Raw genomic sequence first — 25,456 nt, forward strand, 5'->3', positions numbered from 1 at the left:
TGCCCTAGTAGGCTTGGAGCAGTCCCCACCCCGCAGCCCGGCGGCCCGCCGGTGCCCCAACTGAACGGATACGCCGTGACCACACCTGACTTCCCGCGCGTGCACATCGCCACCGACCATGCCGGCATGGAGCTCAGCGCCCACCTCGTCAGCCACCTCAGCGCCAAGGGCTACGACGTCGTGGACCACGGGCCCAGGGTCTACGACGCACTGGATGACTACCCGTCCTTCTGCATCAATGCCGCTCTTGCCGTCGTGGCAGACCAGGAGGCCGGCACGGATGCGCTGGGGATCGTCCTGGGGGGCTCCGGCAACGGCGAACAGATCGCCGCGAACAAGGTCAAGGGCGTGCGGGCCGCGCTGGCCTGGAACCTGTCCACGGCGAAGCTGGCCCGCGAGCACAACGATGCCAACGTCGTCGCCGTCGGCGGCCGCCAGCACAGCGTGGAGGAGGCCACCGCCATCATCGAGGCGTTCCTGGCGGAGCCGTTCAGCCACGACGAGCGCCACGTGCGCCGGATCGGCAAGATTGCCGCCTACGAGCGCACAGGCGAGGTCATCGAGTAGTGCCGGAAGGGCATTCGGTCCACCGGCTGGCACGCCAGTTCGGCGACGTCTTCGCGGGGCAGCGCCTCGCGGTCTCTAGCCCGCAGGGGAGGTTCGCGGCGGGTGCTGCCCTGCTGGACGGGCACGTCCTGGCGGGAGCAACCGCGCACGGGAAGCATCTCTTCCTGGAGTTTGACCACGGGCTGGTGCTGCACGTCCACCTCGGCCTCTACGGCGCCTGGGATTTCGGCGGTGACAGCACGTTCCGCGGTGCCTCGAGCATCGGCGCGCCCCGCAGGGTGGGGGAGCGGGAGGTCTACGACGACGGCGCGGGCCTGCCTGCCTACGCCGGGCCGCCCGACCCCGTGGGTGCCGTGCGCGTGCGTCTCGCTAGCGGCCACGGCTGGGCCGATCTCCGCGGCGCCACGACGTGCGAGGCCATCACCGAGGCTGAAACGGCGGCGGCTATGGTCCGGCTGGGGCCGGATCCACTGTGCGGGCTGCCGGGGAGCCGGGAACGTTTCGTTTCCGGGGTGCGTGCCAAACGGACTCCCGTGGCGGCGCTGCTGATGGACCAGAAGCTCATTGCCGGTGTCGGGAATGTCTACCGTGCCGAGCTCCTGTTCCGGCAGCGCCTGAACCCGTGGCTGCCCGGAAACTCCCTGCCGGAGCGTGCAGCCCGGCTGCTCTGGGATGACACAGTGGCCATGATGTCCGACGGCGTGCGCGACGGCCGGATCATCACCACCCCGGCGCGGTACTGGACGCCGCAGGGGACAGTATCCGATCCTGCTGCTTCCGGCGGCTCGGCTTCCGACGGCTCTGCTGGCGGCCTGCCGGCACCGGAGGACGCGCACTTCGTCTACCGCAGGCACGGCCTGGACTGCCGGGTCTGCGGAACGGCCGTGGCGCTCACGGAGCTTGGGGCGCGGAAGCTGTACTGGTGCCGGCAGTGCCAGCAGGCCTAGGCGACATATCTGCCGCAGACTCCCCGTCCATTGCTCCGTAGCTGCCCTTTTGAACCGCCGGAAGGGCAGTTTTGGAGCAGTCGATGAAGGGGGTTGAAGGAGACGTGCCCCGGGGCATGGAAAAAGCCCCTCCGGAGAGGGGCTTTCTTCGCACCAGCGTATGGCGGACCTGGAGGGGACGACGGGAATCGAACCCGCATCATCAGTTTGGAAGACTGAGGCTTTACCACTAAGCTACGTCCCCGGGAACCTGCCCGAACTTCCGTCAGACTTCCGGTCGGCTGTTGAAGCCGGATACAACTAAACCTAATTCAGTGCCCCAGTGTCAAATGTGCAAATCCCCCCAGGATGACCGTAGACTGTTCTGTGCACTTACGGGGTGTAGCTCAGCTTGGCTAGAGCACCTGCTTTGGGAGCAGGAAGTCGCAGGTTCAAATCCTGTCACCCCGACTCTGTAGGTACCGCCAGACCTTGGCGGCGCAGAACCCCACCCCCTAAAACCAGGAGTACTTAGACTGTGAAGAGCGCTGTCGAGAACCTCACCCCCACGCGGGTCAAGCTCAATGTTGAGGTCCCCTTTGAGGAATTGAAGCCCAGCATCGCAGAGGCATACAAGACTGTTGCTTCGCAGATCCAGGTTCCCGGTTTCCGCAAGGGCAAGGTCCCCTCCAAGCTCATTGACCAGCGCGTTGGCCGCGGCTACGTCCTGGAGACGGCCATTAACGAAGGCCTCAACGGCTGGTACCAGGCTGCTGTGCAGGAAACCGGCATCCGCCCGCTGAGCCGTCCCGAGGTCGAAATCACTGAGGTGCCGGACCCGTCCGCCACCGACGGTGAACTCAAGTTCCACGCCGAGGTTGACGTCCGCCCCGAGATCGAACTGCCTGACTACTCCGGCATCAAGGTTGAGGTTGCCGCTGCCGAGTCCACTGACGCTGACGTCGACAAGGCCCTGGACGAACTCCGCGGCCGCTTCGGCACGCTGAAGTCCGTCGACCGTCCGGCCGCCGACGGCGACTTCCTGACCATCGACATCTCCGCCACCATCGAGGGGGCCGAGGTCGACTCCGCCGCAGGCTTGTCCTACCAGGTCGGCGCAGGCACCATGCTCGAGGGGCTCGACGAGGCCGTCGCCGGCCTTAGCGCCGACGAGGACGCCATCTTCGACACCACCCTCGTGGGCGGCGAGCACGCCGGCGAATCCGCGCAGGTCAAGGTCACCGTCAAGTCCGTCAAGGAGCGCGAGCTCCCCGTCGCCGACGACGACTTCGCCCAGCTGGCCAGCGAATTCGACACCCTGGCCGAACTCCGCGAGGACCTCGCCAAGCAGGCCGTCGAGTCCAAGGTCGTCGAGCAGGGCGTCGAGGCCCGCGACAAGGTCCTGGACAAGCTCGTCGAGCTCGTCGAGGTTCCGGTTCCGGAATCCGTCGTCGAAGAGCAGCTCGAGGCGCACTTCAAGGCCGAGAACACCCACGGTGAAGGCGAGCACGACACCGAGGAGCACCGCGCCGAGGTCAAGGCCAACACCGAGCGTGCCTTCCAGAACGAGATCATCCTTGACGCCATCGCCGAAAAGGAAGAAGTCAACGTCAGCCAGAACGAGCTGATCGACTACATCGTCACCACCGCCAGCCAGTACGGCATGGACCCGAACCAGTTCGCCCAGATCATCGACCAGAGCGGCCAGGTGCCCATGATGGTCTCCGAGGTCCGCCGTCGCAAGGCGCTGGCCGTAGTCCTGGGCCAGGCCGAGGTCACCGACTCCGAGGGCAACAAGGTTGACCTCAGCGAATTCGTCCGCCCCGGCGGCGAAGAGGCTCCTGCCGAGGTTGAGGAAGAAGCTGCCGAGGAAACAGCTGCTGCCGAGTCGGCGAAAAGCGATGACCCGGCAGCAGTGAAGTTCTAGCAACTGCGCCTCAGAATCACCGCGGCAGCCCCCGGATCACCGATCCGGGGGCTGCCGCATTTAAGCCTGGCGGTCCTCCCTCCAGTGCCGGGCGCGCAGGGCGCCGGCAATCGTGCGCCGTCAGCGAACAGCCCGTCAGCTGAGCACAAACGGCCTTCGAAAACCGTTAGTGTCCATATAGGAAAGTTCAGTGATGTCGTCAAGTGGCGTCACCGTTGCCAGCGAGAGGTAAGTACATATGTCACAGCAAGCAGGGGCACCCCGGATGGCTACGGTCGATCCGGCAGCCCAGGATAACTACATTTACAACCGCCTGCTGAAAGAGCGCATCATCTGGCTCGGGTCCGAGGTCCGCGACGAGAACGCCAACGCGATCTGCTCGCAGCTGCTGCTGCTTTCGGCCGAGAACCCTGAAAAGGACATCTACCTCTACATCAACTCACCCGGCGGCTCCGTCACGGCAGGCATGGCCATCTACGACACCATGCAGTTCATCCCGAACGATGTGGTCACCGTGGCAACAGGCCTCGCCGCCTCCATGGGCCAGTTCCTGCTCTCCTCCGGCACCAAGGGCAAGCGCTACGCGACCCCCAACGCCCGCATCCTGATGCACCAGCCCTCCGGCGGCATCGGCGGCACGGCCTCGGACATCAAGATCCAGGCTGAACTGATCCTGCACATGAAAAAAGTCATGGCGGACCTGACTGCTGACCAGACCGGGCAGAGCGTGGAGACCATCCTCAAGGACAACGACCGCGACAAGTGGTTCACGGCCCCGGAAGCCCTGGAATACGGCTTCTTCGACAAGATCGCGGCGCACGCGGGATCCGTGGCAGGCGGCGGCGGGACCAACGCCAACGGCTCCAACGGTGGCTCAGCCGCAGGCGCAGCCACCGAGAACTGACCGGCACGTAGACAGTAATGAATTCAGGAGCGATGAACATGAACTACAATTTCGGATCGACTGCCGGCAACCTGCCGAGCAGCCGCTACGTGCTGCCGCAGTTTGAAGAGCGTACCCCCTACGGCTTCAAGCGCCAGGACCCGTACACCAAGCTGTTCGAGGACCGGATCATCTTCCTGGGCGTCCAGGTGGACGACGCCTCGGCCGATGACGTCATGGCGCAGCTGCTGGTGCTGGAATCCACGGACCCGGACCGCGACATCACCCTCTACATCAACTCCCCGGGCGGTTCCTTCACCGCGATGACCGCGATCTACGACACGATGACGTACATCCGGCCGGAGATCCAGACCGTCTGCCTCGGCCAGGCGGCCAGTGCCGCGGCCGTGCTGCTCGCGGCCGGCACGCCCGGCAAGCGCCTTGCTCTGCCGAACGCGCGTGTGCTGATCCACCAGCCTTCACTGTCCGGCGGCCAGGGCGGGCAGGCCTCCGACCTGGAGATCCAGGCTGCCGAAGTGATGCGGATGCGGTCCTGGCTGGAGGACACCCTGGCCAAGCACTCCGGCCGGACACCGGAGCAGGTCAACAACGACATCGAGCGGGACAAGATCCTCACGGCCGCCGAGGCCATGCAGTACGGCCTGATCGACCAGGTCCTCGATTCCCGCAAGATCAAGTCCCAGGCAATCGCCAAGTAAGAAGCAATCCACGGCGCCGGTGCGGCTCATCCCAAATGGCCGCACCGGCGTCAGCTTTCCACCCAACGGACTCAAAGTGACCTAGAGTGGAACATGTCACGGCTGGCATCTCCCAAGGGACGTCCGTGATTCCAGTAATGAGTGCAGCGCTGCGCAGGAGCTACAGACAGCCAGCGGCAAGATACTAGAGGGGTTCACACATGGCTCGGATTGGCGAGAGCACGGATCTGCTGAAGTGTTCTTTCTGCGGAAAGAGCCAGAAGCAGGTACGCAAGCTCATTGCCGGGCCCGGCGTCTACATCTGCGATGAGTGCATTGAACTCTGCAACGAGATCATTGAAGAAGAACTCGCGGAAGTAGCTGACCTGGGCAGTTTTGAACTGCCCAAGCCCCGCGAGATTTTTGACTTCCTGCAGGAATACGTGATCGGCCAGGAGCCCGCAAAGCGTTCCCTCGCCGTCGCCGTCTACAACCATTACAAGCGCATCCAGGCCGGCCACGCCCCCAAGAGCGGCAGCCTCGCCGAGGGCATCCACCACGACGACGTCGAGATCGCCAAGTCCAACATCCTCCTGATCGGGCCCACCGGCTGCGGCAAGACGTACCTGGCCCAGACCCTGGCCAGACGGCTCAACGTCCCCTTCGCCGTCGCCGACGCCACCGCCCTGACCGAAGCCGGCTACGTGGGCGAGGACGTGGAGAACATCCTCCTCAAGCTCATCCAGGCCGCCGACTATGACGTCAAGAAGGCCGAGCAGGGCATCATCTACATCGACGAGATCGACAAGATCTCGCGCAAGAGCGAGAACCCCTCCATCACCCGGGATGTATCGGGCGAAGGCGTGCAGCAGGCGCTGCTGAAGATCCTCGAAGGCACCGTCGCCTCCGTCCCGCCGCAGGGCGGACGGAAGCACCCGCACCAGGAATTTATCCAGATCGACACCACCAACGTGCTGTTCATCGTCGCCGGGGCCTTTGCGGGCCTCGAGGAGATCATCGGTTCACGATCCGGGCGCAAGGGGATCGGCTTCGGCGCCCCGCTCAACGAGGTCAAGAACACGACGGACTCCTACGGCGACGTTATGCCCGAGGACCTGCTGAAGTTCGGCCTCATCCCCGAATTCATCGGCCGTCTGCCCGTCATCACCACGGTGTCCAACCTCGACCGTGCGGCCCTGATCCAGATCCTTTCCACCCCCAAGAACGCCCTCGTGAAGCAGTACCAGAAGATGTTCCAGCTCGACGGCGTCGAACTGGTCTTCGAGGACGAGGCGCTCAATACCATTGCAGACCAGGCGCTCGAACGAGGCACCGGCGCCCGCGGCCTCCGTGCGATCATGGAGGAAGTCCTGCTTCCCGTCATGTTCGACCTCCCCAGCCGTGACGACATCGCAACTGTCGTGATCACCGAGGACGTAGTCTCCCAGAAGGCCGCGCCGACCATGATCGCGCACGACGTCAAGCGCCGTAAGTCCGCCTGATCCGGAATAAATCCGCGGCCTGCGCCGCTGTGACCTTTAGCGCGCGCGGCCGCCACGCCGGCGCAATGCGACTTTCCCCCCAGACTTCCTTAGGAGATCACCTGTGCCTGAAACCCTGACCACTCAAGCAGAGACCAACAAAGCTGACTTCTGGTTTGACCCGATGTGCCCGTTCGCCTGGGTCACGTCCCGCTGGATCGGCGAAGTCGAAGACGTCCGCGACGTCACCACCGAATGGCACGTCATGAGCCTCGCCGTGCTCAACGACGGCCGCGAGGATCTGCCCGCGCAGTACAAGGAATTCATGGCGAAGGCGTGGGCACCGGTCCGGGTGATCACCGCCGCAGCCGAAAAGCACGGCCCCGAGTACATCAAAGCGCTTTATGACGCCATGGGCACCAAGATCCACAACGAGGGCAACGCCGACGTCGACGAGGTCATTGCCAAGTCGCTGGCCGAGGTCGGCCTCCCCGCCGAGCTCGCCGCAGCCGGCCGGACGGATGAGTTCGACGCCCAGCTGCGCGCGAGCCACGACGCCGGCATCTCCCTCGTCGGCCAGGACGTCGGTACGCCGGTTGTGGCGTTCAACGGAACCGCCTTCTTCGGCCCGGTGCTGACCCGCATCCCGCGGGGCGAGGAGGCCGGACGGCTCTGGGACGCCTCTGTGACGCTCGCGTCCTTCCCCTACTTCTTCGAAATCAAGCGCAGCCGGACCGAAAGCCCCGTCTTCGACTGAGCGTGAGCTTCGGCGCACGAGCCCCGGCAGAACTACCCCCGTGTAGTTCTGCCGGGGCTCTTGTGCATCCGGGTGCCGGGGAGAACAATTGACTTTACCCACTTCGAAAGATGTGGGACGCAGGAACCAAAGATTCAGTGACACTCATCCGACGCAGCCTTCGGCAAAGTCAGATGATGGCTACCAGTGACGAGGTAGGAAGACCTGAAAGTCAGAGGATCTTGCCAGATTGTCTAAGACGTCACGTGACAATCGAAAAGTCGAAGCCCCACCGACGGCTAACGCTGATGGGGCTTCCCCTTTGCCCGAAAACAGGCGTGCCGAGACCCCAGGGTGCAGCGATGACGAGCGAGCCGATTGCGAACTACGCCCTCCTCTCGGACTGCCGGTCGGCCGCGCTGGTCAGTTCCTCCGGTTCCGTGGACTGGCTTTGCTTTCCCCGTTTTGACAGCCCCTCTGCGTTCGCCCGGATCCTTGGCGCGGAGGCGGGGTTCTGGGCAATCAAGCCCCCCGGTCCGGCTGCCGTCTCCCGGCGTTATGTGGAAGCAAGCATGGTGCTCCAGACGCGGTACACGCTGCCGGGCGGGGTCCTCACCGTGACGGACGCGCTGGTCCTCGGCGACGGAACGCGGGGCCACGACCTGGGCGCCGATGCTCCCGGAACGCTCCTGCGGCAGGTGCGGTGCCTGGCGGGGGAAGCCGGGGTGGAGTCGGTCTTTGCGCCGAGGCCCGGCTACGGGGAATTCCCGCCGAGGCTGGCGGTGGATGATGGCGGCCTTCTGGTGCTGGCCGGCGCGGAAGGTGCTGAAGTCCTGGCCCTCTCCGGCCCCGGCGCCCACGACGTCGACGGTCCGGCGGCCCGCGGCACGTTCGCGCTGAAGGCCGGAGACGTCCTTGGCTTCGCGCTTCAACACAGGGACGGCGGAGAGGCCACCCCGCGGTTCTGGACACAGGCCGCGATCGCGCACCGCCTGGAGGACACCCTGCAGGGCTGGATCAGCTGGTCTGAGATCCACCAGAGCTACAAGGGCCCCTGGCAGGAACTGGTCGCCGTCAGCGGCCGGATCCTGCAGGCGCTGACGTTCTACCCCACGGGCGCGATCGTCGCCGCGCCGACGACGTCCCTTCCGGAGGTGGCCGGCGGGACGCGGAACTGGGACTACAGGTACACCTGGGTGCGGGATGCCAGCATGACCCTGCAGGCTCTCTGGGTCGCGGCCTGCCCTGACGAGGCCGGCAAGTTTTTCGGCTTCCTGGCCGCGGCGGCTGCCGACGCGGCGGCCCGGCCGGGCAACGGTGCGGACCTGCAGATCATGTACGGTGTCGGCGGGGAACTGGACCTGAGCGAACGCGTACTGCCCCACCTGCCGGGATGGCGGGGGAGCTCGCCCGTCCGGGTCGGCAACGGCGCCTGGAACCAGCGTCAGCTCGACGTGTACGGGGAGCTGCTGGACGCGGCTGCAACCCTGCCGGAATTTCTCGTGGACATGGCACCCCGCACACGGGAGTTCCTGGCGGAAGCTGCGGATACCGCTGCTGCCCAATGGCACTCCCCGGACCAAGGCATCTGGGAGAGCCGCGGGGAGCCGCGCCATTACCTGCACTCAAAATTGATGTGCTGGGTCGCGGTGGACCGGGCCATCGGACTCGCCGCGCTGCTGGACGCCGAGGAGAAGGTTCCCCGGTGGATGGAAGAACGCGACCGGATCGCGGCCTCGATCCGGCAAAACGGCTGGAGCGCCGAGGCTGGCGCCTACACGCAGGCCTACGGCTCGGCTGACCTCGATGCCTCGGCGCTGCTGCTGGCCATCGTCGGGTTCCTCCCGGCCGATGACGCCCGCATGCTCTCCACCCTGGACGCGGTCGAGGCGCGGCTTACGGACGCCAGGGGTTTGGTCTACCGGTACCGGACGGCTGACGGGTTCCCGGGAGAGGAAGGATCATTCCTCCTGTGCACGTTCTGGCTCGCCCATGCCCTGGCCTTGGCGGGGCGTACGGCGCGGGCACGGGAGGTCTTCGAGCGCGCCGCGGCGTTTGCCACCGATCTGGGCCTGATGTCGGAGGAAGTGGCCCCGGAATCGGGCGAACTGCTGGGGAACTTTCCGCAGGCGTTCAGCCACATCGGCCTCGTCAACGCGGCGTGGGCCATCAGTATCGCAGAGCAGCGGTGATGCCTGCCCTGCGATAATGGGCCGAGCCGGGCGCCCGCCCGGCCATGTACCGCATCGTGAGTCCACCCCCAGCATTGGAGCGTCATGCCTATCACCGCCCACCTTGACCTAAAACTCAAAGAGCAGTCCGTGGCCGGGGCGCCCGCCGCACTCCAGGAGATCCTTTCCGATACCCGTTCATTTGACGGTTGTCTCGGCGTGGACGTGCTCGTCGACAGCAAGGATCCGGCGCACGTTCTCGTCGTCGAACGGTGGGCTTCGCTGGAGCACGACGCCGTGTACCGCGCCTGGCGTGCCGGTGACGGCGGCCGCGGGCTAGGCGACCTCCTCGCCGCACCGCCGGTGCTCACGCATTTCGAGACGGCCGCCCAGCTCTGAAACATCCGGAGCTGGCGTCCGGAACGGGAAGGGGCACTCCACCCGGCCGAAGCCGGGGAGTGCCCCTTCTGTTTGTTCGTGACCGCCGCGTCCCTGACCGCAGTGTTCCTGACCGCTGTCGCGGCTGCGTCGCTAGGCGGGCACGGGCGCCGCGGGCGCCTCGGGCGCGGCCAGGACGACCTCGCTCACGGCAAGTTCGCCGTCGCCGGCCACGAGCGCCAGTTCCCGGGCGTTGGCCGCGGCCTTGAGGTCGGCGAGTCCGGCCTTCAGCTGGGTCGTGAGGGATTCCGAGGCCGTGATAGTCGCGGACAGGACCTCAGTGCGCTGCTTGACTTTGGCCTCGGACTTGGCCTTGCGGATGCCGCTGAGCGCGGTCCCGACAGTGGCCAGGAGGGTCGTATCGCCGTCGATGTCCACGGCCGACGGCCAGTCGGCCCGGTGCACGGAGCCTGTGCGCCACCAGCTCCAGACTTCCTCCGTCGCGAAAGGCAGGAACGGGGCGAAGAGCCGGAGCAGCGTGTCCAGGCTCGTTGCCAGCGCAGCCAGGACGGACGCCTGCTGCGCTTCCCCGGCGGCACCGTACGCGCGGTCCTTGATGAGCTCCACATAGTCGTCCGTGAAGTGCCAGAAGAAGCTCTCGGTGATCTGCAGGGCCCGGGCGTAGTCGTAGTTCCCGAACGCCTTGGTGGCCTGCAGGACGACATCGGAGAGCTGGGCCAGCACTGCGCGGTCCAGGGGGTTGGCCAGCACCGAGAGGTCGGAGGAGACCACGGAATCCTCGGTGGCGCCGAGGTTCAGGACGAACTTCGAGGCGTTGAGCAGCTTGATGGCCAGGCGGCGGCCGATCTTCATCTGCGCGATCTCGTAGGCGGTGTCCGCGCCGAGCTTGGCCGAGGCGGCCCAGTACCGCACGGCGTCCGAGCCGTACTCCTCGAGCACGTCGGTCGGAACCACCACGTTGCCCTTGGACTTGGACATCTTCTTGCGGTCCGGGTCCAGGATCCACCCGGAGATCGCGGCATGCTTCCACGGCGCGGTGTTCTGCAGTGCATCAGCACGCACCGCGGAGGAGAACAGCCAGGTCCGGATGATGTCGTGGCCCTGGGGGCGCAGGTCGAAGGGGTAGACCTTGGCGAAGAGTGCCTCGTCGGTGCTCCAGCCGCCGACAATCTGCGGCGTCAGCGAGGACGTGGCCCAGGTGTCGAGCACATCGGCGTCGCCGGTGAAGCCGCCCGGGATATTGCGCTGGGCTTCCTCGTAGCCGGGCGCCGCGTCCGCGGCAGGGTCCACCGGGAGCTGTGCGTCGGCCGGAACGATGGGGGCGGCGAAGTCCGGGTTCCCGTCGGCGTCCAGCGGGTACCAGACGGGCACCGGCACGCCGAAGAAACGCTGGCGGGAGACCAGCCAGTCACCGTTCAGTCCGGAGATCCAGTTCTCGTAGCGGGACCGCATGAACGCCGGGTGGAAGTCGATCTCGTGGCCGCGGCCGATCAGCCGTTCACGGCGTTCCTGGTCACGTCCGCCGTTGCGGATGTACCACTGGCGCGAGGTCACGACTTCGAGGGGCTTGTCGCCCTTTTCGAAGAAGTTGACGGGGTGCATGATCTTCTTGGGCTCGCCGTCGAGCAGTTCCGCCCCGGCCAGGCGCTCCACCACTGTTTCCTTGGCGCTGAAGACTGTCTTGCCGGCGATTGCCTCAAAGCTGGCGCGGCCTTCTTCGGTGGTGATCCAGTCCGGGGTCTCGCCGATGATGCGGCCGTCACGGCCCACGATCGCGCGTGTCGGCAACTGGAGTTCACGCCACCAGGTGACGTCGGTCAGGTCGCCGAAGGTGCAGACCATGGCGATGCCGGATCCCTTGTCCGCCTTGGCGAGCGGGTGGGCCTTGACCTCCACCTCCACGCCGAAGAGGGGTGAGGTGACTTTCTTGCCGAACAGCGGCTGGTACCGCTCATCGTCGGGGTTTGCCACGAGCGCGGCGCAGGCGGCCAATAGTTCGGGGCGGGTGGTCTCGATGAAAATCTTCTCGCCCTCGGCGGTGAAGAACGGGTAGCGGTAGTACGCGCCCGCGACTTCGCGGTCCTCCAGCTCGGCCTGGGCCACCGCTGTGCGGAAGGTGACATCCCACAGGGTGGGGGCTTCGGCCATGTAGGCGTCGCCGGCGGCGAGGTTGGCCAGGAACGCGCGCTGCGAAACGGCGCGGGAGTTATCGTCGATGGTCCGGTACGTGAGGTCCCAGTCGACGGACAGGCCCAGCGTCTGAAAGAGGTTTTCGAAGACTTTCTCGTCCTCGACGGCGAGTTCCTCGCACAGTTCGATGAAGTTCCGGCGGGAGATGACGTCGAAATCGCGCTGGTTCTTGGCGGGCTCTGCCGGCGGACGGTAGCCGGCGTCGTAGCGGATGGAGGGATCGCAGCGCACGCCGTAGTAGTTCTGGACGCGGCGTTCGGTGGGCAGGCCGTTGTCGTCCCAGCCCATCGGGTAGAAGACGTTCTTGCCGGTCATGCGCTGGTAGCGCGCCAGGACGTCCGTCTGCGTGTAGGAGAACATGTGGCCGACGTGCAGGGAGCCCGACGCCGTGGGCGGTGGGGTGTCGATCGAGTACACCTGCTCGCGGGTGGTGTCAGGGTTGAACTTGTAGGTCCCGTCGTCAAGCCAGCGCCGCGTGAGGGCGTCTTCGAGCCCCTCGAGGGCGGGCTTGTCCGGAACGTTGATGGGGGCAGTGGTGGGCGTGTCTGTACCCTGATTGTCTTCAGCCATGCGCCAATTCTTTCACGTACCGCGACGCTGACCTGCAGTAGCATGCGCACTATGGAGAAATCTGCCGGAACTTTTGCGATCAAGCGCGTCTATGACGAACCCGCGGACGACGACGGCTGGCGGGTTCTGGTGGACCGGCTCTGGCCCCGGGGGGTCAGCAAGGAGCGCGCCCACCTGGAACTGTGGCTCAAGGAAGTTGCGCCGTCACCGCCGCTCCGGACGGAGTTCGCGCACATGCAGGAACGGTTTGCGGACTTCCGCAGCGCCTACGAAGCGGAACTCGAAACCAACCCGGCCGTCGAGACTTTGCGGGAGCTCGCGGCCGACCACGGGAAAGTGACCTTGCTGTTCGGGGCCCGGGACCCGGAGACCAACCACGCCCGGGTCCTGATGGAGTTCCTGCAACGAAGCGGCCGGCACTAGCCAGGCGCACTGACCCAGGCGCTGCGCTGCAGGCAACGGGCCGGGAATTGCGGTTAGGGTGGTCCCATGACTGAGGGAATCCAGAACAAAGCAGCAGTAGTCACAGGCGCCAGCACCGGAATCGGAGAGGCCACCGTGCGCGCGCTGCGCACCGAAGGGTGGACGGTCTTCGCCGTGGCCCGCCGCGAGGACCGCCTTGAGGCGCTCGCGGCCGAAACCGGCGCCGTCGCCATCCCGGCTGACGTGACGGACGACGCCGACGTCGCCCGGCTGCTCGACGAAGTGACCCGCGCCGGCGGCATCGACACCCTCATCAACATCGCCGGCGGTGCCCGCGGTGCGGACAAGATCGGGGGCGCCCGGACCGAGGACTGGGAATGGATGTTCGAGGTCAACGTCCTCGGCACCATGAAGCTCACCCGGGCGTTCCTGCCGATGCTGCGAGCCTGCGGGGAAGGCACCGTCCTGAACCTCACGTCAACGGCCGGGCTGTCCGCCTACGAGGGCGGCGGCGGCTACAACGCTGCGAAGTTCGCCCAGCATGCCCTCACCGGCGCCCTGCGCCTGGAGGAGGCCGAGCACAACCTCCGCGTGATCGAGGTGGCCCCCGGCATGGTCTACACCGAGGAATTCGCGCTGAACCGTCTCGGCGACCAGGAAGCGGCCGCCAACGTGTACGCCGGGGTGGAGAAACCGCTGACGGCCGCCGACGTCGCCGATGTCGTCCGGTACGCCGTCGTGGCGCCGCACCACGTCAACCTGGACCAGATCGTGATCCGCCCGGTGGCGCAGGCCTCCAACTTCAAGGTCATCCGCACAAGCTGACGCGGCCTGCTCCGGGCCGGGCAGGCCGCCACGGCGGGCACTAGGGCGCAGCCGGGACGGCGAGCGTCGCGACGATGGCGGCGTGGTCGGTCCCGGCCACAGGGTGCACCGAATACGCAGCACTCCGGACCTGCGGGCTCGTGATCAAGTGGTCGATGACGATGCCCGGCAGCGCCAGGCCGTCCATGGGCCAGGTAGGAACAAGCCGGGATCCTTCCGCCATTCCGACATCCACGGGTTTCGCACCGCCGGCACCGCCCGCGAGGAGCTGCCGGAACTCGAGGTGGTCGTACGTGGCATTGAAGTCCCCCATCAGCAGCAGGTTCCCGGGGCTGGCCATGAGCCTGCCCAGGGCCGCCAGGTCCCCGCGCCACTGCGCTATCCGCGCACCGACAGGTGCCTGGGTATGCACGTTCGTGACGTCCAGGGATGCGGATTGGCCGCCGGCTTCCACGGCGACGCGGACCGTCGGGATCTGGAACGGTGCATCCGGCAGCGATCCCATCAGCCGGATCGGGTGAGCCGAGTACACGGCGCTCCCGGCTGCACCCTTAACGGGACGGCTGATCCGGTGGGGAAGAAGCGCGGCCAGGCCCTCGGCGGCCAGCCGGTCCTCCAGCGCCTGCGTGTGTTCCTGGACGGCCAGCAGCCCGATACCCTCCTCGCGGACCAGCCGGACAATCCCGGCCGCATCCGCCCTGCCCAGCTTGGCGTTAATGCTCATCACCTTCAGTTCCACCAGGGCGACGCCTTGATCCGGCGGGTCCTGGCTGTGGGCCGGGAACAAAAACCGCTCCTGCGGAAACAGCCAGAACAGCTGCACCGCCAGGAGCGCGGTCGTTGCCGGGGCGAGCCACCTGCGACGGCTCAGCAAACCGGACAGGACGGCCCCTGTGGCAGGCAGGACGAGCCACGGGGTGAAGGACAGCAACTGGACCACCGGCGTGGGCCACGCTGCCGGCACCGCACGGAAAACGGAGAGGGCCGCCACCGGGGCGGCGCTCAGCGAAGCCAGGACGTCCCATGAGAGGACCCGGCCGCGCCGCGGCCTCACCACCGGATGCCGCCGGGAACTGGCAAGATCATGGGATGAGTCTAGGTTGCGGAGCCCTCCGGCACACCAGTTAGACTTGGGACAGCAGCTTTGACCCGGCCATCACCGGTGAGCTTCCGGAAGAACGCCCCGGCGCGGGCGCGGCACAACAGACGTGGTGCGAACGCGGCAGGACCAGTAGAACCGGACGGGTAAGCCCGTCACAGCAGTAATTGAGCGGCTGACGCCGGTGCTCCTCCTTCCCTGAAGGTGGCGGTCCGGTGCCGGTAAGTGAGGTGGTACCGCGGTGCCGGGTGGCGTCGTCCAGCAGTGTTGGACAACAGCGCACGGGCCGTCCTCGCATCCTGAATGAATTGTTTTGTTCACCGCTCAACCCAGGATGTCGAGATGACTTACTACCCCAAGGCCTCAGCCGCACCGACGGGCGCCGGCGCCGCCACCTCCGCGTCCAACGCAGCTTCCAGCGCCGCAGGCGTATCCGCCTCCGTGAAGTTCCCGGAGATCGAGGAGCGCATCCTCAAATACTGGGACGGGGACGGCACCTTCCAGGCGAGCATCGACCAGCGCGATTCCGACCTTCCCGGCGGAAAGCCCGGCAGCAACGAGTTCGTCTTCTACGACGGGCCTCCCTTCGCCAACGGACTCCCGCACTACGGCCACCTGCTGACCGGCTACGCCAAGGACCTCGTGGGCCGCTACCAGACCCAGCGCGGACGCCGGGTGGAGCGCCGGTTCGGCTGGGACACCCACGGGCTGCCGGCCGAGCTGGAGGCCATGAAGCAGCTGGGCATGACGGACAAGACGCAGATCGAAGCCATGGGCATCGACAAGTTCAACGACGCCTGCCGCGCCTCCGTGATGAAGTACGCCGACGAGTGGAAGAGCTACGTCACCCGGCAGGCACGCTGGGTCGACTTCGAGAACGACTACAAGACGCTCAACGTCGAATACATGGAATCCGTGCTGTGGGCATTCAAGCAGCTGCACGAAAAGGGCCTGACGTACAACGGCTACCGCGTGCTCCCGTACTGCTGGAAGGACGAGACGCCGCTGTCCAACCATGAACTGCGCATGGACGACGACGTCTACAAGAACCGCCAGGACCAGACCGTCACGGTCACGTTCCCCATCACCGCAGGGGAGTCGGAGCTGTCCAGGCAGCTCGCAGGCGTCCAGGCGCTCGCCTGGACCACGACGCCGTGGACGCTGCCCACCAACCTGGCGCTCGCCGTCGGGCCCGCCATCACCTACGTTGTCCTGCCGGCAGGCCCGAACGGCGTCAAGGCCGCCTCGGCCGAGGCGCCCGTCACGGGCCGCTTCCTGCTCGCGGAGGACCTGCTCGGCGCCTACGCGAAGGACCTCGGCTACGGAGACGGCACCGAAGGCGCCGCCGCCGCCGAGGCAGCCGTCACCTCCCGCCACACCGGCGCGGAGCTCGAAGGCCTGGAGTATGAGCCGCTGTGGGACTACTTCCATGACGCCGAGAAGTACGGCACTGAGAACGCCTGGCGTTTTCTCGTGGCCGACTACGTCACCACCACCGACGGCACGGGCATCGTCCACCAGGCCCCGGCCTACGGTGAAGACGACCAGAAGGTCTGTGAAGAGGCCGGCATCCCCGTCGTCCTTTCCGTCGACGAAGGCGCGAAGTTCCTGCCGCTGTTCGGCCACGGAGACCTCGTCGGGATCGCCGGTCTGCAGGTGTTCGAAGCCAACAAGCCGATCACCCAGGTGCTGCGCGCCCAGGGCCGGCTGGTCCGCCAGGCGAGCTACGAGCACAGCTACCCGCACTGCTGGCGCTGCCGCAACCCGCTGATCTACCGCGCCGTGTCCTCCTGGTACGTCGAGGTCACCAAGTTCAAGGACCGCATGTCCGAGCTGAACCAGGAGATCAACTGGATCCCGGGCAACGTCAAGGACGGCCAGTTCGGCAAGTGGCTGGCCAACGCCCGCGACTGGTCCATCAGCCGCAACCGCTACTGGGGCAGCCCCATCCCGGTCTGGCAGTCCAGCGACCCGGACTACCCGCGCACCGACGTTTACGGCTCGCTCGCCGAGATCGAGGCCGACTTCGGCCGCCTGCCGCTGAACAAAGCGGGCCAGGTCGACCTCCACCGGCCCTTCATCGACGAGCTCACCCGGCCCAACCCCGACGACCCCCGCACCCCGGAACAGGGCCAGTCCGTCATGCGCCGCGTCGAGGACGTCCTGGACGTCTGGTTCGACTCAGGCTCCATGCCCTACGGCCAGGTGCATTACCCGTTCCAGAACGAGGAATGGTTCGACACCCACAACCCCGCGGACTTCATCGTGGAGTACATCGGCCAGACCCGCGGCTGGTTCTACATGCTGCACATCCTCTCCACCGCGCTGTTCGACCGGCCGGCGTTCCGCAACGTCATCAGCCACGGCATCGTCCTGGGCTCCGACGGGCAGAAGATGTCCAAGAGCCTGCGCAACTACCCGGACGTCTCCGAGGTCCTGGACCGCGACGGCTCCGACGCCATGCGCTGGTTCCTCATGTCCAGCCCGATCCTGCGCGGCGGCAACCTCGTGGTCACCGAGCAGGGCATCCGCGACGGCGTCCGCCAGGTCATCCTGCCGCTGTGGAACGTGTACAGCTTCTTCACGCTCTACACCAATGCCGCAGCTGGCGGGCGAGGGTACGACGCGAAGCTGCGCTACGACGGCTACACGGACACGCTGGACCAGTACCTCATGGCCAACACCGGTGATCTGGTGCGCAACATGACCGCGCAGCTGGACAGCTACGACATCTCCGGCGCGTGCGACGAACTGCGCGGCTACCTGGACATGCTCACCAACTGGTACGTCCGCCGGAGCCGCCAGCGCTTCTTCGACGAGAACGTGGACGCCTTCGACGCGCTCTACACCGCGCTCGAGACCGTGTGCCGCGTGGCCGCGTCGCTGCTGCCGCTGGTCTCCGAGGAGATCTGGCGCGGCCTCACGGGCGGCCGCTCCGTGCACCTGGCCGACTGGCCGGACGCGGACCTGTTCCCGGCGAACGCCGGACTCGTCGAGGCGATGGACCGCGTCCAGCAGATCTGCTCCACCGGATCCTCTCTGCGCAAGGCCGCGAACCTCCGGGTGCGCCTGCCGCTGCAGGAACTCACCGTCGTGGCACCCGGAGCGGACGCGCTGGCAGGCTTTGCCGCCGTCGTCGCCGATGAACTGAACCTGCGCTCGGTGCGCCTGCTCGACGCCGGGAGCGCCTCCCCGGAGGAGTTCGGCATCGAACAGAAGCTCGTGGTCAACGCCCGGGCCGCGGGTCCGCGCCTGGGCAAGAACGTCCAGCAGGCCATCAAGGGCTCCAAGTCCGGCGACTGGTCGGTCCAAACAATCGACGGTGTCGACGGTGTCGTTGTTTCCGGCGGTCTCGAGCTCGAGCCGCAGGAATACACCCTTGAGACCGTGGTTGCGGAAGCGGCGGAAGGCGAGGGCTCACGCGCGGCTGCCGTGCTGCCGGGCGGCGGGTTCGTGGTCCTCAACACCGAGGTCACCCCGGAACTTGAGGCCGAGGGCGCGGCCCGCGACATGGTCCGCGCCATCCAGCAGGCCCGCAAGGATGCCGGGCTCAACGTCAGCGACCGGATCCGCACCACCGTCACGGCGGCGCAGCACATCCTTGAGGCCCTGTTGTCCAACGCAGACCTCGTCAAGACCGAAACCCTGACGGTCCGGCTGGAAACCGTTCCGGCCGACGTCAAGGAACCGCAGGTCAGCGTCGAAAAAATCGCCGCTGAACATGCCGCCGAAAAAGTAGAGGCCTAAGCAATGACCGACGAATTCTCCGTAGAAAGCGTCTACGCCGAGCTGCTGGGCCGGGCGCCGGAAAACAAGATGGAGCCCCGGCTGGCACCCTTGCGCCGGGCCATGGACATCCTGGGGGAGCCGCAGAAGGCCTTCCCGATCATCCACATCACCGGCACCAACGGCAAGACGTCCACGGCGCGCATGATCGAGGCCGGGCTGCGCGCCCACGGGCTCAGCACCGGGCGGTACACGAGCCCGCACCTGTCCAAGGTCACGGAGCGGATCAGCATCGACGGCGCCCCCGTATCGGATGCGACCTTCGTCCGGATCTGGGACGAGATCCGCCCGTACCTGCAGATTGTGGACGCGGAGCTTGAGGCCGAGGACCAGCCCCGGCTGACCTACTTCGAGTGCCTGACTATCCTGGGGTTCGCGATTTTCGCCGACCAGCCGGTGAACGTCGCCGTGATCGAAGTCGGCCTGGGCGGCATCACCGACGCCACCAACGTCGGTGACGGCCAGGTCTCCGTGGTCACCCCCATCTCCCTGGACCACACGGAGCTCCTCGGCGACACCACCGCGGACATCGCCTACGAAAAGGCCGGGATCATCAAGCCCGGCGGCTTCCTCATCAGTGCTGCGCAGCCGATGGATGCTGCCCAGGTGCTGCTCGAAAAGGCCAAGGAGCTGCAGGTCCCGTTCCGCTTCGAGGGCGTGGAGTTCGGCGTCGAGTCCCGCACCGTGGCCGTCGGCGGCCAGGTGGTGGACATCAAGGGCATCGCCGGGCGCTACGAAGACCTGCTGCTGCCCTTGCACGGGGCACACCAGGCCGAGAACGCCGCTGTGGCCATTGCCGCGCTGGAGGCGTTCTTCGGCGGCGAAAAAGCGCTCGATCCAGAGATCCTGCAGGAGGCCTTCGCGTCCGTCAGCTCACCGGGCCGGCTCGAAGTGGTCCGCACGGCGCCCACCATCATTGTGGACGCCGCGCACAACCCTGAAGGCATCCGGGTCTCGGCCGAGGCCATCCATGAGGCCTTCAGCTTCACCAAGCTTGTCGTGGTGGTGGGGGTCCTGAAGGAAAAGGACGCGGAGGAGATCCTCCGCCAGCTCAAGGAGTCCCTGGGCGACCTCGCCGAGGAGTACTGCTTCACGCAGTCCAACTCGCCCCGGGCCGTTCCGGCGGAAGACCTGGCGGAACTCGCCATCGATCTGGGCTTCGGCGAGGACAACATCCACGTCGCGGAGAAACTCGACGACGCCCTCGAATGGGCCGTGGAACGGGCGGAAGCCAACGAGGACCTGGCCGGCGGCGTGCTCGTCACCGGCTCCATAACCCTCGTGGCGGAAGCGCGGATCCTGCTGGGAAAGGCGGATGCCTAAGCCATGCCCAGACTGACCAAAGCCCAGCGCGAGTGGCGCCCGGGCATGCCCAGGAAGCGCCGCTCCACAAAGGTCATGTTCGCTTCCACGGTCCTGCTGCTGGAAGCGTTCGTGGTCCTCTTCGGCACCCTGGCCGTGTTCGGCCTCCGCCGCAGTGAGGTCCCGCCGGTGCTGATCTTCGCCGTGGGGATCGGGCTGGCCCTCGTGCTCGTGTTCACGTGCGCTGTCGTCTCCAAGCCGTGGGGGGTGGGCCTGGGCTGGATCCTGCAGCTCGTGCTGATTCTCTCCGGCATCGTGGAGCCGACCATGTACGTCGTGGGCGCCCTCTTTGCGCTTTCCTGGTGGTACGGCATCCGGACGGGTATCCGGATCGACCGCGAAGCGGCCCAACGCGAACGCGAGCAGGCCGCCTGGGATGCCGCGCACCCCGCCGGCAGCCAGCCTGAAACCGGTGCGCCGAACCCGTAGACTTGTCCCGAACCCCACCCCGACACATTGGAGCAGCTGTGAGCATTGAGCGCACCCTCGTCCTGATCAAGCCCGACGGCGTCGCCCGCAACCTGACCGGCGCCATCCTCGGCCGCATCGAAGCCAAGGGCTACACCCTGGCGGAGCTCAAGAAGGTCCACGCGAGCCGTGAACTGCTGGAGCAGCACTACGAGGAGCACGTCGGCAAGCCGTTCTACGAGCCGTTGGTCGAGTTCATGCTGAGCGGCCCGGTTGTCGCGGCGATCTTCGAGGGGCACCGCGTGATCGAGGGCTTCCGCTCGCTTGCCGGCACCACGGATCCGACGACGGCGGCGCCCGGCACCATCCGCGGTGACTTCGGCCGCGACTGGGGCCTGGCCGTGCAGCAGAACCTGGTCCACGGCTCGGACTCGGTGGAATCCGCCCAGCGTGAAATCAAGATCTGGTTCCAGGACTGACCCGCACCGAGGCGCTAAGGCACCGAGGCGCTAGAAAAGGCCAATGTTCGCGATGAACATTGGCCTTTTCTGTCACCCGGCGGGGTTTGCGCTCCTAGTAGCCGGACGTTCCGATGAAGACCTGGATGAAGGCGAAGAAGATGGTGGCGATCACGGCGACGTACAGCAGAGCCGCGATGATCCAGCCGGAGTCGCCGAGGATCCTCGTCGGTCCTGCGGGCAGGGGAATCACCCCGTGGGAGACGTTGCGGATGGTCACCCAGACGAACAAGGGGATCATGGCGGCCCAGACGATCATGCAGAACGGGCACAGGATGTGGATGGCGTACAGGGCCTGGGACCAGAGCCACACCACGAAGACGAAGCCCAGCGTCACGCCGGCCTGAAGCCCGAGCCAGTACCCCCGGGCAAACTTTGCGCCCGCGAGGATCCCCATGGCAGTGGTGATGATGACCGCGAAGGCCACGATGCCGATGAACATGTTGGGGAAACCGAACACGGAACTCTGCGGCGTCTGCATGACCTGCCCGCACGAAATCCAGGGGTTCACGTCGCAAACCGTGACGTGCTTTGGATCCTTCAGCACTTCCAGCTTCTCGAGCACCAGCGCCCCGGAGGCAAGCCAACCGATCGCGCCGGTGATCAGCAGCAGCCATGCGAACGGGCGGTCGCGGGTCATCGTCGGAAGGCTCCGGTCCGCCGGGGCCGGGCCGGACTGCGGCTCGCGCATGGTTGCACCGCCGGCGGTGCTGGAAATGCTGGGCATGGAATATAGGTCCTTTGGCTCGATGCTTCTGGCCCCGATTGTATCGCCGCAGGCTGGACGCCGCCGTGGAACGGCGCCCGGCCGCCTCCGTCCCGGCAATCCTTGAACTGTCCCCGCCCTGCTTACGCCTGATTCGACGGCTCCTGTGAGACAATGATCGTGGCTGGAACCCGATCCACATCCGGATTCCGGTCCGGCGATTTTGTTTCAAGACCGCCAATGATGAGCAGGGAGCTGCGGATCCTCTGATCTGAGCTGTCCCGCAATGCCATTGGACGGCACCTGGTTGTGGCGTGAACGTCAACGGGTTCCACAAACAATCTCGCCGGCCCTCCAGGGCTGCCGCACCCCACTGCCGGTGCGAACCTGAGGGTATCCAATTGACTTCTGTCAATGCCTGCGGGTGTTGACAAATAATTGCCCCAACGGGTGCCGGATGTGGCGGTACATCGGGGGCAGGAGTGTCGCCACATATGGAAAATGACCAGGTTGTAACGGTTAACGACGAACCGATCGTCCCCGATCAGACAGCAGAAGCAGCTGCTCCGGTAGCGCCCAAGAGGGCCGTCCGGACACGCCGCAAGGTTGTCGCCAAGACAGCCCCCGTTGACCCGGTCGTCGCCGCCGAGGAAGCAACGCTTGCTGCTGAAGCCGCCGCCGCGGCTGAAGCGCCCGTGGAGAACCCGGGCGCCGAATCCGCCCCCGAGGCCAAGAAGGCGCCTGTCCGCCGCACCCGGGCCCGCAAGACGGCCGAAACCGCCGAACCGCTGCCAGCCTTCGCCGAAGAGGCCGGAACTGCACCCGCCGCCGGGGCTGCTGCGGCCGGGACGGGCGCTGTTGACGCTCCCGCCGTCAAGCCGGTCCGACGCCGGGCCAGCCGCGCCAAGGCAGCCGCCCCGGCCGCCGAAGTGCCCGCAGTCGGGGCCCCGGCCGCGGAGGCAGCCGAAGCGCCCGTCGAAACGCGCGAAACTCCCGCCGAAGCAGCCGAGGCAGCCGTCGAAACGCGCGAAACTCCCGCGGAAGTACCGGGCGGGAAGCCCGCCGAAGCGCCGTCTGCCGCCTCCTCGCTGTTCCTCGAGCCCGGCATGGTCACCTCGATGATTTTCCAGGCCCCCGACCTCAGCACCGTTGCGCGCCCGGTTCCGGTTCCGGCCCCCGCCGCGGAGACGGAGGACGCCGATGAGGAAGAGGGCGAGGAAGGCGAGGACGCCGGGTCCCGCCGTCGCCGCCGCAGCCGCGGGCGCCGCGGCCGCACCAGCCGCACCGGCACTGAGTCCGAAGCCGATGAAGAAGGCTCCGCAGAGGAAGCCGGAGAAGAACCGGAGGGACTGCTGGAAGACGGCGTGACCTCGCGCCGCCGTCGGCGCCGCCGCCGCGGTGACCAGGACCTTGAGCTCACCGGCGGGGGAGACGACGATCCGCCCAACACCGTGACCCGCGTCCGTGCGCCCCGCGCGCTGTCGGAGGCGCCGGTCAACAACCGCGTCACGTCCGTCAAGGGATCCACCCGGCTCGAGGCCAAGAAGCAGCGCCGCAGGGAATCACGCGACACCGGCCGCCGCCGCACTGTCATCACCGAGGCCGAGTTCCTGGCCCGCCGCGAATCCGTGGACCGCCAGATGATCGTGCGCCAGCGCGACGACAGAATCCAGATCGGCGTCCTCGAAGACGGCGTCCTCGCCGAGCACTTCGTCTCCAAGACCCAGCAGGATTCCCTGATCGGCAACGTCTACCTGGGCAAGGTCCAGAACGTCCTGCCTTCCATGGAAGCTGCCTTCGTCGACATCGGACGCGGCCGCAACGCCGTGCTGTACGCCGGCGAAGTGAACTGGGAGTCCGTCAACCTCGAAGGCAAGCAGCGCCGGATCGAAAACGCGCTGAAGTCCGGCGACTCAGTCCTGGTCCAGGTCACCAAGGACCCGGTCGGCCACAAGGGCGCCCGGCTTACGAGCCAGATCTCGCTGCCCGGCCGCTACCTCGTCTACGTGCCCGGCGGTTCCATGACGGGCATCTCGCGCAAGCTGCCCGACGTCGAACGCAACCGCCTCAAGCGGATCCTCAAGGACCGCCTGCCGGAAGACGCCGGCGTCATCGTCCGCACCGCGGCCGAAGGTGCCTCCGAAGAAGAGTTGACGCACGACATCAACCGCCTCCGCGCCCAGTGGGAGGGCATCGAGAGCCAGGCCACCTCGACCAAGATGCTGGCCCCGGAGCTGCTCTACGGCGAACCCGACCTGACCATCAAGGTGGTCCGCGACGTCTTCAACGAGGACTTCTCTAAGCTGATCGTCTCCGGCGAGGAGGCCTGGGACACCATCGAGGCCTACGTCACATACGTGGCACCGGACCTCGTGGGCCGGCTCGAGAAGTGGACCAAGGACACGGACATCTTCGCTGCCTGGCGCATCGACGAGCAGATCCACAAGGCCCTTGACCGCAAGGTCTTCCTTCCCTCGGGCGGTTCCCTCGTGATCGACCGCACCGAAGCCATGACCGTGGTGGACGTCAACACCGGAAAGTTCACCGGCAGCGGCGGCAACCTTGAAGAAACCGTCACCAAGAACAACCTGGAGGCGGCGGAGGAAGTCGTCCGGCAGCTGCGGCTGCGCGACATCGGCGGCATCATCGTGATCGACTTCATCGACATGGTGCTGGAATCGAACCGCGACCTCGTGCTGCGCCGCATGGTGGAGTGCCTGGGCCGGGACCGCACCAAGCACCAGGTGGCCGAGGTGACCTCGCTGGGGCTCGTACAGATGACCCGCAAGCGGATGGGCACCGGGCTGCTCGAGGTCTTCGGCGAACAGTGCGAAGCCTGCGCAGGCCGCGGAATTGTCACCCACGACGAGCCCGTCGAGCACCGCCGTGCCAACACCGTCGCCGCCGAACACTACGTTCCCCGTGCCGAGGCCCAGCCCGCAGCGCGGACCGAACGCAAAAGCCGCCGCCGCGGCAAGGGCGGCCAGGGCACCCCGGAAGCAACCCCGTCCGCGCCGGCAGCAGTGCACGCCGAACCGACCGAGGCGGAGCGGCACGCCAAAGCCGAGGCGACCCGTGCAGCCCTGGCGAACATCGCCGCGGCAGCACACGCCGCCCACCTGCACGACGGGGAGGCAGCCGCTGCCAGCGAAGCGGGGGCCCGCCAGGCCGCCGTCGACGCAGTCACAAAGCTTGCCGCCACGGAGGAAGCAGCCGGACGCCCAGGCGCCGTCCTGACCTTCGGCGGGGAGCAGGTTGCCCTGCCCTTCGTCGAACACGCCGAGGAGTCGCAGGTGCCTTCCCTGACGCTCGACCTCCTGACCGAGGCGTTCGCCCACCTCGGCGAAGCCGGGGAAAGCACAGGCGCCGAAGCGCAGCGCCGTCCGGCGAGGGGCCAAGCCGCGGCCCCTGCGGCCGTGGCGACTGTTCCGGAGTCCACGGTTCCCGCGCCGACGGCTCCCGAGCCCGCTGTCGCGGCCGGCACCACGTCCGGCGCCCGCCGCGGACGCCGCAACCGGAGCGCCAGCCGCGCCCAGGGCGCAGCCAACGAGACGTCCGTCCAGCACCGCGAGGCAACGGCATCGGCCGCAGCCGTTTCGGTTCATGAAGCCAAGGCGCCTGCCGCGGGCAGGCCGGCAGCCAAGCCGGCAGCCAGCGAGCCGATCATCCTCGGTGTCGGCGTTCCGGCCTCGGAGCTCTAGCCGGCCCAGCCCGGCGGGACCGCGGGTGCGGCCCGGACCGGCGTAGCAATACGCCGGAACCGGGCCGCACCCGCGGTTAT

At 66.9% G+C, this 25,456-nt stretch carries 19 protein-coding genes and 2 tRNA genes; 17 read left to right on the top strand and 4 right to left on the bottom strand.

Going from position 1 to position 25,456, the window contains the following annotated elements:
* The first annotated feature begins 75 nt into the window (after positions 1 to 75).
* Together AC1DES_RS10830 and AC1DES_RS10835 are read left to right on the top strand one after the other, a co-directional pair.
* Positions 76 to 567: a ribose-5-phosphate isomerase gene (locus AC1DES_RS10830; RefSeq protein WP_476895704.1), complete on the top strand. Its 492-nt coding sequence runs from the start codon at positions 76 to 78 to the stop codon at positions 565 to 567.
* Positions 567 to 1,514, top strand: a complete 948-nt coding sequence (locus AC1DES_RS10835) for an Fpg/Nei family DNA glycosylase (RefSeq protein WP_476895705.1) — start codon at positions 567 to 569, stop codon at positions 1,512 to 1,514. Before AC1DES_RS10830 ends, AC1DES_RS10835 begins: the two co-directional genes overlap by 1 nt.
* Positions 1,515 to 1,684: 170 nt before the next feature.
* Here AC1DES_RS10835 and AC1DES_RS10840 read toward each other — a convergent pair.
* Positions 1,685 to 1,758, bottom strand: a tRNA-Gly gene (locus AC1DES_RS10840).
* Between the two features lie 131 nt (positions 1,759 to 1,889).
* Here AC1DES_RS10840 and AC1DES_RS10845 point away from each other — a divergent pair.
* The 8 genes from AC1DES_RS10845 to AC1DES_RS10880 all read left to right on the top strand — a co-directional run bounded on the left by AC1DES_RS10845 (position 1,890) and on the right by AC1DES_RS10880 (position 9,788).
* A tRNA-Pro gene (locus AC1DES_RS10845) sits at positions 1,890 to 1,964 on the top strand.
* 67 nt (positions 1,965 to 2,031) lie between these two features.
* Positions 2,032 to 3,420, top strand: coding sequence for a trigger factor (gene tig / locus AC1DES_RS10850; RefSeq protein ID WP_476895706.1), 1,389 nt, complete (start codon positions 2,032 to 2,034; stop codon positions 3,418 to 3,420).
* A gap of 265 nt (positions 3,421 to 3,685) precedes the next feature.
* Positions 3,686 to 4,324: an ATP-dependent Clp protease proteolytic subunit gene (locus AC1DES_RS10855; RefSeq protein ID WP_476895756.1), complete on the top strand. Its 639-nt coding sequence runs from the start codon at positions 3,686 to 3,688 to the stop codon at positions 4,322 to 4,324.
* Positions 4,325 to 4,362: 38 nt separating this feature from the next.
* On the top strand, positions 4,363 to 5,022 hold the full coding sequence (locus AC1DES_RS10860) for an ATP-dependent Clp protease proteolytic subunit (protein WP_476895707.1): 660 nt from the start codon (positions 4,363 to 4,365) through the stop codon (positions 5,020 to 5,022).
* A gap of 200 nt (positions 5,023 to 5,222) precedes the next feature.
* Positions 5,223 to 6,503 carry an ATP-dependent Clp protease ATP-binding subunit ClpX gene (clpX, locus tag AC1DES_RS10865; protein ID WP_476895708.1) on the top strand — a complete coding sequence of 427 codons (1,281 nt, stop codon included), beginning with the start codon at positions 5,223 to 5,225 and terminating at the stop codon, positions 6,501 to 6,503.
* Positions 6,504 to 6,606: 103 nt separating this feature from the next.
* A complete protein-coding gene (locus tag AC1DES_RS10870; RefSeq protein ID WP_476895709.1) occupies positions 6,607 to 7,239 on the top strand; it encodes a mycothiol-dependent nitroreductase Rv2466c family protein in 633 nt (210 codons plus the stop codon).
* Between the two features lie 341 nt (positions 7,240 to 7,580).
* The gene (locus tag AC1DES_RS10875) at positions 7,581 to 9,410 is read left to right on the top strand and encodes a glycoside hydrolase family 15 protein (protein ID WP_476895710.1); all 1,830 of its coding nucleotides are present in this window, start codon (positions 7,581 to 7,583) and stop codon (positions 9,408 to 9,410) included.
* Between the two features lie 84 nt (positions 9,411 to 9,494).
* Entirely contained in the window at positions 9,495 to 9,788 is a 294-nt protein-coding gene (locus AC1DES_RS10880; RefSeq protein ID WP_476895711.1) for a putative quinol monooxygenase, read from the top strand.
* Positions 9,789 to 9,920: 132 nt separating this feature from the next.
* Here the strand turns inward: AC1DES_RS10880 and valS are convergent, their stop codons facing one another.
* Complete coding sequence (gene valS / locus AC1DES_RS10885) at positions 9,921 to 12,548, bottom strand: valine--tRNA ligase (protein WP_476895712.1); 2,628 nt, start codon at positions 12,546 to 12,548, stop codon at positions 9,921 to 9,923.
* A 51-nt stretch (positions 12,549 to 12,599) separates the two neighbouring features.
* Between valS and AC1DES_RS10890 the strand changes: the two genes are divergently transcribed.
* Complete coding sequence (locus tag AC1DES_RS10890; RefSeq protein ID WP_476895713.1) at positions 12,600 to 12,971, top strand: DUF488 domain-containing protein; 372 nt, start codon at positions 12,600 to 12,602, stop codon at positions 12,969 to 12,971.
* A 66-nt stretch (positions 12,972 to 13,037) separates the two neighbouring features.
* Entirely contained in the window at positions 13,038 to 13,796 is a 759-nt protein-coding gene (locus tag AC1DES_RS10895; protein WP_476895714.1) for an SDR family oxidoreductase, read from the top strand.
* A 40-nt stretch (positions 13,797 to 13,836) separates the two neighbouring features.
* On the opposite strand, the gene AC1DES_RS10900 is transcribed toward AC1DES_RS10895, so the two are convergent.
* Complete coding sequence (locus tag AC1DES_RS10900; protein WP_476895715.1) at positions 13,837 to 14,850, bottom strand: endonuclease/exonuclease/phosphatase family protein; 1,014 nt, start codon at positions 14,848 to 14,850, stop codon at positions 13,837 to 13,839.
* 387 nt (positions 14,851 to 15,237) lie between these two features.
* On the opposite strand from AC1DES_RS10900, the gene ileS reads away from it, so the two are divergent.
* The 4 genes from ileS to ndk are packed head-to-tail and all read left to right on the top strand — an operon-like array spanning position 15,238 to position 20,930.
* Entirely contained in the window at positions 15,238 to 18,642 is a 3,405-nt protein-coding gene (gene ileS / locus AC1DES_RS10905) for an isoleucine--tRNA ligase (protein WP_476895716.1), read from the top strand.
* 3 nt (positions 18,643 to 18,645) lie between these two features.
* Positions 18,646 to 20,004 carry a bifunctional folylpolyglutamate synthase/dihydrofolate synthase gene (locus AC1DES_RS10910; protein ID WP_476895717.1) on the top strand — a complete coding sequence of 453 codons (1,359 nt, stop codon included), beginning with the start codon at positions 18,646 to 18,648 and terminating at the stop codon, positions 20,002 to 20,004.
* Between the two features lie 3 nt (positions 20,005 to 20,007).
* Positions 20,008 to 20,472, top strand: coding sequence for a DUF4233 domain-containing protein (locus tag AC1DES_RS10915; protein WP_476895718.1), 465 nt, complete (start codon positions 20,008 to 20,010; stop codon positions 20,470 to 20,472).
* Between the two features lie 38 nt (positions 20,473 to 20,510).
* A complete protein-coding gene (gene ndk / locus AC1DES_RS10920) occupies positions 20,511 to 20,930 on the top strand; it encodes a nucleoside-diphosphate kinase (protein ID WP_476895719.1) in 420 nt (139 codons plus the stop codon).
* A 94-nt stretch (positions 20,931 to 21,024) separates the two neighbouring features.
* On the opposite strand, the gene AC1DES_RS10925 is transcribed toward ndk, so the two are convergent.
* On the bottom strand, positions 21,025 to 21,696 hold the full coding sequence (locus tag AC1DES_RS10925) for a vitamin K epoxide reductase family protein (protein ID WP_476895720.1): 672 nt from the start codon (positions 21,694 to 21,696) through the stop codon (positions 21,025 to 21,027).
* A 473-nt stretch (positions 21,697 to 22,169) separates the two neighbouring features.
* On the opposite strand from AC1DES_RS10925, the gene AC1DES_RS10930 reads away from it, so the two are divergent.
* Positions 22,170 to 25,376 carry an Rne/Rng family ribonuclease gene (locus AC1DES_RS10930; protein WP_476895721.1) on the top strand — a complete coding sequence of 1,069 codons (3,207 nt, stop codon included), beginning with the start codon at positions 22,170 to 22,172 and terminating at the stop codon, positions 25,374 to 25,376.
* Positions 25,377 to 25,456: the final 80 nt, after the last annotated feature.

It is taken from the genome of Arthrobacter sp. 05T442 (assembly GCF_056395945.1).